The organism is Sodalis sp. dw_96 (assembly GCF_018449575.1).
In the GTDB taxonomy this organism is placed as follows: Bacteria; Pseudomonadota; Gammaproteobacteria; order Enterobacterales; family Enterobacteriaceae; genus Acerihabitans.
Map to the genome: position 1 here is coordinate 14,929 of NZ_JAAVUT010000035.1, position 12,062 is coordinate 26,990.

15 protein-coding genes are annotated in these 12,062 nt (G+C 53.3%); 9 read left to right on the plus strand and 6 right to left on the minus strand.

The window, feature by feature from the left end; genetic code table 11:
- Positions 1–12: 12 nt before the first annotated feature.
- The 4 genes from rpoA (at position 13) to HB631_RS26145 (ending at position 2,525) form a co-directional block, all read left to right on the plus strand.
- Positions 13–1,002 (plus strand): DNA-directed RNA polymerase subunit alpha, encoded by a 990-nt coding sequence (gene rpoA / locus HB631_RS26130; protein ID WP_132923641.1) that lies wholly within the window; start codon positions 13–15, stop codon positions 1,000–1,002.
- A gap of 40 nt (positions 1,003–1,042) precedes the next feature.
- Entirely contained in the window at positions 1,043–1,438 is a 396-nt protein-coding gene (gene rplQ / locus HB631_RS26135) for a 50S ribosomal protein L17 (protein ID WP_132923640.1), read from the plus strand.
- Between the two features lie 330 nt (positions 1,439–1,768).
- Positions 1,769–2,143, plus strand: coding sequence for a DUF1992 domain-containing protein (locus HB631_RS26140; RefSeq protein ID WP_213994097.1), 375 nt, complete (start codon positions 1,769–1,771; stop codon positions 2,141–2,143).
- Between the two features lie 139 nt (positions 2,144–2,282).
- Positions 2,283–2,525, plus strand: coding sequence for a ribosome alternative rescue factor ArfA (locus tag HB631_RS26145; RefSeq protein WP_213994098.1), 243 nt, complete (start codon positions 2,283–2,285; stop codon positions 2,523–2,525).
- Between the two features lie 44 nt (positions 2,526–2,569).
- Here HB631_RS26145 and mscL read toward each other — a convergent pair whose 3' ends face one another.
- The 5 genes from mscL to def all read right to left on the minus strand — a co-directional run bounded on the left by mscL (position 2,570) and on the right by def (position 7,597).
- On the minus strand, positions 2,570–3,010 hold the full coding sequence (gene mscL, locus HB631_RS26150) for a large-conductance mechanosensitive channel protein MscL (RefSeq protein WP_213994099.1): 441 nt from the start codon (positions 3,008–3,010) through the stop codon (positions 2,570–2,572).
- A 283-nt stretch (positions 3,011–3,293) separates the two neighbouring features.
- On the minus strand, positions 3,294–4,670 hold the full coding sequence (gene trkA / locus HB631_RS26155) for a Trk system potassium transporter TrkA (RefSeq protein WP_213994100.1): 1,377 nt from the start codon (positions 4,668–4,670) through the stop codon (positions 3,294–3,296).
- 19 nt (positions 4,671–4,689) lie between these two features.
- Positions 4,690–6,003, minus strand: coding sequence for a 16S rRNA (cytosine(967)-C(5))-methyltransferase RsmB (rsmB, locus tag HB631_RS26160; protein WP_213994101.1), 1,314 nt, complete (start codon positions 6,001–6,003; stop codon positions 4,690–4,692).
- A gap of 84 nt (positions 6,004–6,087) precedes the next feature.
- On the minus strand, positions 6,088–7,059 hold the full coding sequence (fmt, locus tag HB631_RS26165; protein ID WP_213994102.1) for a methionyl-tRNA formyltransferase: 972 nt from the start codon (positions 7,057–7,059) through the stop codon (positions 6,088–6,090).
- 22 nt (positions 7,060–7,081) lie between these two features.
- Entirely contained in the window at positions 7,082–7,597 is a 516-nt protein-coding gene (gene def / locus HB631_RS26170; protein WP_213994103.1) for a peptide deformylase, read from the minus strand.
- Between the two features lie 129 nt (positions 7,598–7,726).
- On the opposite strand from def, the gene dprA reads away from it, so the two are divergent.
- Genes dprA through aroE form a run of 5 tightly spaced genes read left to right on the plus strand, consistent with a single transcriptional unit; the run spans position 7,727 to position 11,266 of the window.
- Positions 7,727–8,848, plus strand: a complete 1,122-nt coding sequence (dprA, locus tag HB631_RS26175; RefSeq protein WP_213994104.1) for a DNA-protecting protein DprA — start codon at positions 7,727–7,729, stop codon at positions 8,846–8,848.
- Complete coding sequence (locus tag HB631_RS26180) at positions 8,820–9,293, plus strand: DUF494 family protein (RefSeq protein WP_213994105.1); 474 nt, start codon at positions 8,820–8,822, stop codon at positions 9,291–9,293. Before dprA ends, HB631_RS26180 begins: the two co-directional genes overlap by 29 nt.
- A 23-nt stretch (positions 9,294–9,316) precedes the next feature.
- Positions 9,317–9,874: a type I DNA topoisomerase gene (locus tag HB631_RS26185; RefSeq protein WP_213994106.1), complete on the plus strand. Its 558-nt coding sequence runs from the start codon at positions 9,317–9,319 to the stop codon at positions 9,872–9,874.
- A complete protein-coding gene (tsaC, locus tag HB631_RS26190; RefSeq protein WP_213994107.1) occupies positions 9,861–10,430 on the plus strand; it encodes an L-threonylcarbamoyladenylate synthase type 1 TsaC in 570 nt (189 codons plus the stop codon). Before HB631_RS26185 ends, tsaC begins: the two co-directional genes overlap by 14 nt.
- A gap of 17 nt (positions 10,431–10,447) precedes the next feature.
- Positions 10,448–11,266 (plus strand): shikimate dehydrogenase, encoded by an 819-nt coding sequence (gene aroE, locus HB631_RS26195; protein WP_213994108.1) that lies wholly within the window; start codon positions 10,448–10,450, stop codon positions 11,264–11,266.
- On the opposite strand, the gene HB631_RS26200 is transcribed toward aroE, so the two are convergent.
- A complete protein-coding gene (locus HB631_RS26200; protein ID WP_213994109.1) occupies positions 11,263–11,814 on the minus strand; it encodes a gamma carbonic anhydrase family protein in 552 nt (183 codons plus the stop codon). The two genes, aroE and HB631_RS26200, sit on opposite strands and share 4 nt — an antisense overlap.
- Between the last annotated feature and the right edge of the window lie 248 nt (positions 11,815–12,062).

Genomic DNA, 12,062 nt, shown 5'->3' on the forward strand with positions numbered 1-12,062 from the left:
AGAGAGGACACAATGCAGGGTTCTGTGACAGAGTTTCTAAAACCGCGCCTGGTAGATATCGAGCAAATCAGTTCGACGCACGCCAAGGTGACCCTTGAACCTTTAGAGCGTGGCTTTGGCCACACTCTAGGTAACGCACTGCGCCGTATTCTGCTTTCGTCGATGCCGGGTTGCGCGGTGACCGAGGTTGAGATTGATGGTGTACTGCACGAGTACAGCACCAAAGAAGGTGTACAGGAAGACATCCTGGAGATTCTGCTCAACCTGAAAGGGCTGGCGGTGAGAGTTCAAGGTAAAGATGATGTTATCCTTACTCTGAATAAATCTGGCATTGGCCCTGTAACCGCAGCCGACATTACCCATGATGGGGATGTCGAAATCGTCAAGCCGCAGCATGTGCTGTGCCACCTGACCGATGAGAACGCAGCGATTAATATGCGTATCAAAGTTCAGCGCGGTCGTGGTTATGTGCCGGCTTCTGCCCGAATTCATTCGGAAGAAGACGAGCGCCCGATCGGTCGTTTGCTGGTCGATGCGTGCTATAGCCCTGTAGAGCGGATTGCCTACAATGTTGAAGCTGCACGTGTTGAACAGCGGACCGATCTGGATAAGCTGGTCATCGAAATGGAAACCAACGGCACGATCGATCCTGAAGAGGCGATCCGCCGCGCGGCTACCATCCTGGCTGAACAACTTGAAGCTTTTGTTGATTTACGTGATGTACGTCAGCCGGAAGTGAAAGAAGAAAAACCAGAATTCGATCCGATCTTGCTGCGCCCGGTTGACGATCTGGAATTGACTGTCCGCTCTGCTAACTGCCTTAAGGCAGAAGCCATCCACTACATCGGTGATCTGGTACAGCGCACCGAAGTTGAGCTCCTGAAAACGCCCAACCTCGGTAAAAAATCTCTTACTGAGATTAAAGATGTGTTGGCTTCCCGTGGGTTATCTCTGGGCATGCGCCTTGAGAACTGGCCTCCGGCAAGTATTGCTGATGAATAACCCGATCACAGGGTAAGGTTTTACTGAGAAGGATAAGGTCATGCGCCATCGTAAGAGTGGTCGTCAACTCAACCGTAACAGCAGCCATCGCCAGGCTATGTTCCGTAACATGGCCGGCTCTCTGGTTCGTCATGAGATAATCAAGACGACCCTGCCAAAAGCGAAAGAGCTGCGCCGTGTTGTTGAACCGCTGATTACACTTGCCAAGACCGACAGTGTTGCAAATCGTCGTCTGGCATTCGCCCGTACTCGTGATAACGAGATCGTGGCAAAACTGTTTAACGAGCTTGGACCGCGTTTTGCGAGCCGTGCCGGTGGTTACACTCGTATTTTAAAGTGTGGCTTCCGTGCAGGTGACAATGCGCCGATGGCTTACATCGAACTGCTTGATCGTGCGGCAGAGTCTCAAGTTCCAGCGGAAGCGGTTACGGAGTAATCTGTAGCCGTCAGCTTACAAAACCCGGCTCAGGTCGGGTTTTTTATTGAACGTAGGGATTTTTTTCGTTGCCTGGCCTCCCTGTTTTCTCAACTCTACATCCTCTACGCTCCTGATAAAGACAAATTCTTCCCTAGCATCTACTGTGGAGAAGACGGCTGAAAGGCGCACCTTTTACCCGTACTTCAACGCCTACCCGCGTTTTATCATCCCATGCTCATGCTGTCCATTGCTTACGCCTTCTATTGCGCTTGCCATCCATTGCACTTACCATCATTAGTCCAGGTTATTTTTAACCGGTTGCTATTCACGTGAGGGGTGACTTCGATTATGTGGTTATTCGACCAATGGGCCGAGCAACATATTCTGCAAGCGCAGAAGAACGGCGATTTTGAAAATTTGCCTGGATACGGCAGGCCCCTGGAGCTTGATGATGATAGTGCCGTGCCGGAGGAGTTGCGGACCGGTTATCGCCTGCTGAAAAATGCCGGCTATTTGCCGCCGGAATTACAAGACCGTAAAGACGCGCTGCAACTGAAGGATTTACTGCAGGGCATAAAGGAAGGGGACGCGAGGCGTACCGAAGTTAGCGCCCGGCTAAGGCTGCTGGAAATCAAGCTCCGCCAGGCGGGGTTAAGCACTGATTTTCTGCATCAGGGTTATCAGCAGCAATTGCAACAGCGCTTCAGTAAAACGGGAAAATAGGACAGATAACTCTACCGCCATTCAACGGTGCGGAATCTGGTTGGGCAAGGTTGTGAGCACTTTGCTATAATTGCGCCGACAGTTGTAAGTGCACTCGTGCCAGGCTGAATTTTCAATACAACAAATGGAAGACAAGATCATGACTGACAAGTATCAACATACCAAAGGCATTATCAAGGACAATGCCATTGCCGCATTGCTCAACGACCCGTTGTTTCGTCAACGTCGTGAAAAAAATCTCAAAGGCAAGGGTAGCTATTGCCGTAAAGGCAAAAATGCAAGGTCCCGTGACGGGGAGGGCAGTGGCAAAATTATCTCACGTAATTTTACCACTGCCCTTCCTTCGACCAACGTTTTAAACCGTTTTAGCTGCTTGGCCTGATCTATTCCCGCGTAGCCTCAAGAATGACACGCCCGCTGTCTGCCTTATTCTAGCGGCTTATTAATTTCTATCGGCGTATTGGTCTGCTGCTGTTTCAACAGATCGCGAATTTCAGTCAACAATATCTCTTCAGCGCTGGGTGGCGGTGGCGCGGCTGGAGCCTCTTCCTCTTTGCGATGCAGGCTATTGATAAGCTTAATAACGCAAAATACGGCTAAAGCGACAATAATAAAATCAAATATATTTTGCAGAAAAATACCGTATTGCATCACTACCGCCGGCGTAGTGCCCTGTGCCGGTTTAAGAACCCAGACAAACTGCTTGAAATCGATACCGCCAATCAGCAGCCCAAGTGGTGGCATAATGACGTTCGCTACCAGTGATGAGACGATCCTGCCAAAAGCAGCACCGATAATCACACCTACCGCCAAGTCTACTACATTGCCGCGCATGGCAAATTTACGAAATTCCTGCAAAAAACTCATAGGCTTGTTCCTTTAGTTAATAACAAATTAATTCTAACAAAGGATCTTTATTTTGCCACAATACGTCAAGATTCAAGCTTATTGCAACTTTGATAAAGGAATAGTCTGAAATGCAGCGCCCTGTCAAACAAGGAACGGATAATATCCACAAAGAGAAGGATGGCTTTATTTGCCGGAAGCGATTTGCGCCTCATTGAGGCTATTTCTGAATGGCCCAGCGAGGGAACAGCTGGGCACGGTAAGGGTGTTTGAGACGTGAGTCGTCTCATGCATAAATATATTTTTATAAAAAGAAAGGGCTCGGCTGGAATAAACGTTCAACATCGGTAATGAATTTTTTGTCGGTTAAAAACATAATCACATGATCCCCCTGTTGAATATGGCTGTTTTTGTTGGCGATGATCACTTCGTCTCCCCGTACAATAGCGCCTATAACCGTGCCGGGGGGTAATTTGATGGCGTCGATGGCCCGACCTACCACTTTTGACGTGCTCTCATCGCCGTGGGCTATGGCCTCTATGGCTTCTGCCACCCCGCGACGTAGAGAGGAGACGCTGACAATATCCGCTTTTCGCACATGGCCTAATAGGGCGGAGATAGTGGCCTGCTGCGGCGAGATGGCGATATCAATCACGCTGCCCTGCACCAGGTCCACGTAGGCGCGGCGCTGTATCAATACAAGTACTTTTTTTGCCCCCATGCGTTTGGCCAGCATGGCGGACATGATATTTGCCTCATCGTCATTGGTGATGGCGATAAACACATCGATTTGTTCGATATGCTCTTCCGCCAGCAATTCCTGATCGGATGCATCGCCGTAAAACACGATGGTATCCTGCAACAGCTCCGCCAGTTCGGCCGCCCGTTGTTGATCGCGTTCGATAAGCTTTACGCTGTAATCTTTCTCAAGCCGCTGCGCCAGGCCGGCGCCAATATTACCGCCGCCAACAATCATGATACGTTTATAGGGCTTTTCCAGGCGCTGTAGTTCGCTCATTACCGCCCTGATATGCGGCGATGCGGCCACAAAGAAGACTTCATCCCCCGCTTCGATAACCGTGGATCCCTGGGGACGAATTGGCCGGTCCTGCCGGAAGATGGCAGCGACCCGAGTGTTAATATGCGGCATGTGTTCGCGCAGGGAGGACAGGGCGTTGCCAACCAACGGACCGCCATAATAGGCTTTCACCGCGGCGATACTGACCTTTCCCTGGGCAAAGTTCACCACCTGCAGTGCGCCGGGGTACTCCACCAGTTTATAGATACTTTCAATAACCAGCTGTTCGGGCGAAATCAGGTGATCGATGGGCACCACATCCGTGGAAAAAAGCTTGGCGGATTCACGGATGTAATCGGCCGAACGAATTCGTGCGATGCGGTTGGGGGTTTTAAACAGCGTGTAGGCAATCTGGCAGGCCACCATATTGGTTTCGTCTGAATTGGTGACGGCAACCAGCATGTCCGCGTCTTCCGCACCGGCTTCCCGGAGTACCCGGGGGTGGGAAGCATGGCCCTGGATAGTCCGTAAATCGAACTTATCCTGCAGTTGTCGTAGGGTATTGGGGTTGGTATCGACGATAGTGATATCGTTGTTTTCCCCCGCCAGGTTTTCCGCCAGCGTGCCGCCAACCTGACCCGCACCAAGGATGATTATTTTCATTATCGACTCTTCATGCTTATTATGTCCGCGCCTGGTTAACGGGGGCTTGCCCTTTCATTATCTTAGCGTAAAAGAAACCATCACCTTCATCCGGGGCAGGAAAACATTGTAAACCGGGATGCTCGGCGTCACCTGTGCCGGCGAGCTCCGCATCGGGGGTTTCCCGCAGGAACCTACGGATCTGTTCGCGATTTTCTTCCGGTAAAACCGAACAGGTGGCATAGAGTAACGTGCCGCCCGGCTTAAGCCGAGGCCAAATAGCGGTCAGGATCTGCTGCTGCAGCGCCGCCAGCTCGACGATATCGCTGTCGCGGCGCAACCATTTGATATCGGGGTGGCGCCGTATAACGCCGGTGGCCGAGCAGGGCGCATCCAGTAAAATCCGGTCCCAGCGTTGCCCCTCGCTCCACTCCTCAGGTATTCGTCCGTCACCGACGATGACATTAGCATGCTGCCCGAGCCGCTGCAGGTTTTCTTTGATCCTTACGACCCGCTGGGCATCCACATCCACGGCCGTGACTCTGGCCTGGGGGGCCAGTTCCAATATGTGGGTGGTTTTACCCCCCGGCGCGGCGCATAAATCCAGGATATCTTCCCCCGCCTGCGGGTCAAGCCACAATGCGCAGCCCTGCGCCGCCGCATCCTGAACCGTTACCCAGCCCCGGTCGAAGCCCGGTAACCGGCTGACATTGCAGGGAGTCTCCAGTCTGACCGCTTCGGGAAGAGACGGATGGGGAAAGGCGATAATATTCTCTTGGGCCAACAGACTGAGGTAATCATCGCGGCTATTGAACAGCCGGTTAACGCGTAACCACATGGGGGGACGCTGGTTGTTGGCATCCATAATGGCCGTTGCCTGTTCGGGATAAGCAGCTTGCAATCGTTTGACCAGCCAGGAGGGATGAAGGAAACGGTCTTCCTGGCAATCACCGGCCATCAGTTCCTCCTGCCGCCGCTGGAATTGCCGTAAAACGCCGTTTACCAGCCCCTTGAGCTGCGGGTATTTCAACGCCACCGCGCCGTCCACGGTTTCAGCCAGCGCGGCATGAGGCGGAATACGGGTAAACAGGAGTTGATAGATGCCCACCATCAAGAGGTAATGCACCGTTCGTTGTTTCCCGGTGAGCGGTTTGGCCATCAATTGCTTGATGTAGCCTTCTAGCTGCGGCAAGGTGCGCAAAATGCCAAAACATAACTCCTGCAATAAAGCGCGATCTTTGTCGCTAAGGGGGGTTTGCAACGACGGCAATACCTGACTGAGGGATGATCCTTGATCGAGCACCTGGGCGACAGCCTTTGCCGCTAATGCGCGGAGGTTATAGCGTTTATTCATAATTGACCGGAGGATGGTGGAAACAGCCGGAACGCAACCACCTGGTTCTTTTTACAAAACCGGGCGATTACCCCCTGTAAATGACTAAACCAGAATTATTCCTGGGGTAAACCATTCACGGCGTGAATTGAGTAAATCCTGTGCCGACATGGGCTTTTTGCCCGCGGGTTGCAAAAGCAAGAGATTCAGAACGCCCTGTGCCGTCGCCACCTGGATGCCGGACTTATCCGCCCGGACAATGGTACCTGGAACCGCATCGTGGGGGGCGTCCGCCGCCGCATTATTCTCCACCGCCAGCACCGCCGATCGCCAGATTTTCACCGGCTGGCCGGCGACCATGATAAAGCTGACGGGCCAGGGGTTAAAGGCGCGAACACAGCGTTCAAGATCGGCCGCTGGCATGTGCCAATTCAGGCGCGCCTCTTCTTTTGTTAATTTTTCAGCGTAAGTCACCCTGCTTTCGTCCTGCTTTTCAGGGGCCAGCTTGCCCGCGGCGCAGCGATCCAGGATTTCAAGCAGGGCGCCGGGGCCGAGATCCGCCAATTTTTCATACAGGCTGGCGCTGGTGTCTTCCGGAGTAATGGAACAGGGTAGTTTCAGCAGCATCGCGCCGGTATCGAGACCGGCATCCATTTGCATGATGGTAATGCCCGTGACGTCATCGCCGGCCCACAGGGCACGCTGGATTGGCGCGGCACCCCGCCAGCGCGGCAGCAGCGAGCCATGGACGTTCAGGCATCCCAGGCGCGGCATATCCAATACCGCCTGGGGCAAAATCAGCCCGTAAGCCACGACCACCATGATGTCCGCCGCCAGCTCCGCCACCAGCCGCTGATGTTCAGGCGGTCGTAATGATTTTGGCTGGAATACCGGTAGCTGGTTTTGTTGCGCCAGCTGTTTGACTGGACTGGCCGTTAGCCGGTTGCCCCGGCCCGCCGGGCGATCCGGCTGGGTAAATACCCCGACGACTTTATGCCGGGAATCGAGCAATGCGCTGAGATGGCGTGCTGCGAAATCCGGCGTACCGGCAAAAATGACACGTAAAGAATCGGACACGTTAATTCCTGTAAAACGACGATTATTTTTCGGCGCGGGCGTTGATCTTCGCCATCTTTTCCATTTTCTGGCGTATACGCTGGCGCTTTAAGGGCGAAAGATAGTCGACAAACAGTTTACCCACCAAATGATCCATTTCATGCTGGATGCAAATAGCCAGCAGACCGTCCGCTTCCAGCTCGTATGACTCGCCTTCCCGATCCAGCGCGCGAATCGTCACCTTTTCGGCCCGGGGCACGAAACCCCGTTGGTCGGGAATCGACAGACACCCTTCCTCAATCCCGGTCTCGCCGCTTTTGCACAGCAGCTCAGGGTTGATCAAGACATGACGCTGGTCATGGGTTTCCGATACATCTATGACGATAATACGCTGATGTATATTGACCTGGGTCGCGGCCAGGCCAATCCCTTCTTCGGCGTACATGGTCTCAAACATATCATCCACAATACGACGAATAGCGTCATTAACTTCTTTTACCGGTTTCGCAACAATGCGAAGCCGCTCATCCGGATAATGTAACACCTGCAATACTGGCATATGAGTCTATATCTGCGTCCGATTATGAAAACTATTTCTCCTCTTATTCTAGACATTTCCCGTCCTGATTGACAGCATCGGCGCGTAAATGTCGCGTCACCGGCGACAGGCAAGGATGCGGAGGTCAGCATGACGTTAATGGAAATATGGTTGCGCCTGGCGGCGGTAAAGGGCGTAAATGGCGCGAAGGCGCATGAATGTCTGTCACAATTGCCGCTTTCCGCCGAATTTGATCGGCAAGGGGCGCTTTCCTCATGCCTGACGCCACGTCAGCGCCAGCGTTTCAATCAATATCGTTCCGCCGACATCGACGCGGCGCGTCGCTGGCTTGAGCGGCCGGGCCACCATTTTATCACCTTTTCCGACCCGGCTTATCCACACCGGCTCCGAAATCTGGCTTGTCCCCCGCCCGCACTGTTTGTCAAAGGGGATATCGGTTGCCTGGACACCAGGCAATTGGCCATGGTGGGCAGCCGCCGCTGCACGATCTACGGTGAGCAGTGGGGCGCCTATTTCGCCGCGGCGCTGGCCCGGTGCGGCCTTGCCATTACCAGCGGGCTGGCGTTGGGCATCGACGGAATCAGCCATCGTGCGGCGCTTGATGTCAACGGGCAGACCGTCGCGGTGTTAGGCAGCGGGTTACAGAATATCTATCCGTCGCAACACCGTAAGCTTGCCGAGCGCATCGTCGGGGAGGGTGGTGCGCTGGTATCGGAGTTTGTCCTGGACGCGGTGCCCCTGGCGAGCCATTTTCCGTACCGAAATCGTATCATCAGCGGGTTGAGCCTCGGTGTGCTGGTGGTGGAGGCCACCGCCAGAAGCGGCTCGCTGGTCACCGCGCGATATGCCCTTGACCAGGGTAAGGATGTTTATGCCTTGCCCGGCCCGCTCGGCAATACCGGTACCGAAGGCACCCACTGGTTGATTCAGCAGGGGGCCTATCTGATTACCCAGCCCAAAGAAATACTGGATCAGCTTGGCGGCGGCCTCAATTGGCTGACTTTGGAGCAGGATAAAATTATTTATGCGCCAGAAAGCGAAGTTGAATTGCCATTTGCCGATGTGTTGGCTAACGTAGGAGATGAGGTTACACCTGTTGACGTCGTCGCTGAACGTGCCGGCCAACCTGTGCCAGAGGTAGTGATTAAGCTGCTCGAGCTGGAGTTAGCAGGATGGATCGCAGTTGTACCCGGCGGCTATGTCCGTTTAAGGAGGGCAGGCCATGTTCGACGTACTAATGTACTTGTTTGAGACATATATCCACAATGAAGTTGAAATGCGAGTGGATCAGGATAAGTTAACCGATGATTTAACCCGTGCGGGTTTTCATCAGGATGACATTTATAACGCGCTGAACTGGTTGGAGAAACTGGCTGATTTACAGGACGGGCAAAGCAAAGCTCTTACAATGGGTGCCGATCCGCTCGCTTTACGTATCTATACCGATGAAGAATGTCAGTTTTTGGATACGGAATGCCGTGGTTTTTTATTGTTTCTTGAACAGATTCAGGTGCTGAACCTTGAAACCCGTGAAATGGTCATTGATCGGGTCATGGCTCTGGATGCCGCTGAATTTGATCTGGAAGATCTTAAATGGGTCATTTTGATGGTGCTTTTTAATATTCCCGGATATGAAAACGCCTACCAGCAAATGGAAGATCTTGTTTTTGAGGAAGATGAAAACCGTCTGCACTAAATCATTACTGACGACCAGAATTTATGACAAAAGCCGCGCTTTTTACCGCTAGGCCAACCGAGCTCTGCCCTGATTGCGGGGCAGCGCTCGTTATCAGGTCCGGACAGCATGGTCCGTTCCTCGGTTGCTCCCAATATCCGCGTTGCGCCTATATTAAACCACTTAAACAGAATGCGGATGGACATATCGTCACCGTGCTGGAAGGGCAAATTTGCCCGGCCTGCCAGGCGGTGCTGGTGCTCCGTCAGGGACGTTACGGCATGTATATCGGTTGTTCCAATTACCCCGACTGCGATTATATCGCCGCGACGGATAAACCCGATGAAACCGCTTTTACCTGCCCGCAGTGCCGGTCTGGAAAATTGGTACAGCGAACGTCCCGTTTCGGTAAAACGTTTTATGCCTGCGATGGATACCCCAAGTGCCGGTTCGTGGTCAATTTCAAACCGGTGGCTGGCGAATGCGCTTATTGCCATTTCCCGCTGTTAATGGAAAAAAATACCCCACGGGGTGCCATACTGTATTGTGCCGATAAACGTTGCGGCAAGCCGGTAACAGTCAAAGAAAATGATGAAGAATAATGTGTCGGACCTGTCCGAATTGGTGAATTTACTGAGCCAGGCTCAGGTTATTGCTTACCCCACCGAGGCGGTTTACGGCCTGGGCTGTGATCCTGACAGCGAAGCGGCGGTGCGGGCGTTGCTGGCGCTAAAGCTGCGTCCCTGGACCAAGGGACTGATATTAGTGGCCGCCGACTACCGGCAGCTAATGCCTTACATCGATGACAGCCAATTAACCGACCTGCAGCTGGACCGGGTTTTTTCGAGGTGGCCCGGACCGGTGACCTGGGTTATGCCCGCCAGGCCGGAAACTCCCGCCTGGTTAACCGGGCAGTTTTCGACCTTGGCGGTGCGCGTCAGCGCTTTTGAACCGGTGCGACAGCTTTGCCTGGCCTTCGGCAAACCGCTGGTATCCACCAGCGCCAATCTGTCCGGCCGGGAGCCTGCCCGGACCGCGACGGAGCTACGGCTGCAATTCGGCGATGATTTCCCGCTGATGGACGGCAACGTTGAAGGGCGGCTGAACCCTTCTGAAATTCGCGATGCCCTGACGGGTTCTCTTATTCGTCAAGGCTGAAAAGACGAGAAAAGATTATGGAAACCTATGCCGTATTCGGTAATCCGATAAAACACAGTAAATCGCCCCGTATCCATGCCCTGTTTGCCGAGCAAACCGGTATCCCTCATACCTACGGACGAATGTTGGCTCCCATCGATGATTTTGAACAGATTTTACGCTCGTTTTTTGCCGATGGCGGTGAAGGCGCCAATATCACCATGCCGTTCAAGGAACGGGCCTTCGCCCTATGTGACCAATTAACCGAGCGGGCATCCCAGGCCGGGGCGGTGAATACCATCAAAAAACAGTCTGACGGGACGTTATTGGGAGACAATACCGACGGTATCGGCCTGCTAACGGATTTGCGCCGCCTGGAGCTGATTCGGCCCGAAAGCCGCATTCTACTGGTGGGCGCCGGCGGCGCGGCGCGCGGCGTCATCTTGCCCTTGCTCTCTTACGGCTGTTCGATAATGCTGACCAATCGGACTTTCGAACGGGCGCGGGAACTGGTGTCGTTTTATCGGCATGTAGGCAATATTGATGCGCTGCCGCTGAACGAACTGGCCGAACCGGATTTTGATCTCGTCATAAATGCCACGACCTCCGGTGTCCATGGCGAGGTGCCGGCCCTGGCGAGCTCATTGATTAAGTCTTCAGTAAACTGCTATGACATGTTTTACCAGAAAGAACTGACGCCTTTCCTGCGGTGGTGTGTGGATAGGGGGACAGAACATTACGCCGACGGTCTCGGTATGCTGGTGGGGCAGGCCGCCTATTCGTTTCTGTTATGGCATGGCGTCCTGCCCCAAATCGAACCGGCACTGGATCGGTTGCGTCTGGAGCCATCGGTTTAACTACCTTGAGCCAGGTACTCGTCTTTCCAACGTACATAGTTATTGGCGGAATAGATGAATCCGCCGATTTCTTTCGGCGTCAGCGCCCTGACTCTCCTGGCCGGGCTGCCTACATACAAATAACCGCTCGCCAGGCGTTTCCCGGGCGCGACCAGACTTCCGGCGCCAATCATAACGTCGTCTTCAATCAATGCGCCGTCGAGTAAAATAGATCCCATTCCCACCAAGACCCTATTGCCGATGGTGCAGCCATGCAGCATGGCTTTATGGCCTATCGTGACATTTTCGCCAATGATTAACGGGTTGCCGGGCGGATTGTAGTCGGATTTATGGGTCACATGCAGTACGCTGCCATCCTGAATATTACTCCTCGCCCCAATGATGATTTTATTGACATCGCCGCGAATGGCCACCAACGGCCAAATGCTGACATCATCCGCCAGGCTGACGTCCCCAATCACCACGCTGGAAGGATCGATCATAATCCGTTGACCCAGTTTCGGCACCATACCCTGGTATGGACGTAGCGACCCCGAAGGTTGTGACATGACTATGACCTCAATCAAACAAATTTTACTGACTTTATCGCCGAGATGGCCGACATGACAACTACCGATGCAGTCAAATGCGTTTTTTTATCGAGCCGAACCAGGCTTCAATCTGAGCGCGACAGGAATCCGCGGTCTGCAAACCGGGGAAGATATCAAGTCCGGATCGTTTAAGATCAATACGTCGGGGTTGAAAAATAGGCAATCAGATTGAAAAGATCAAAAAACGCTTGTGCAATATAACCGGA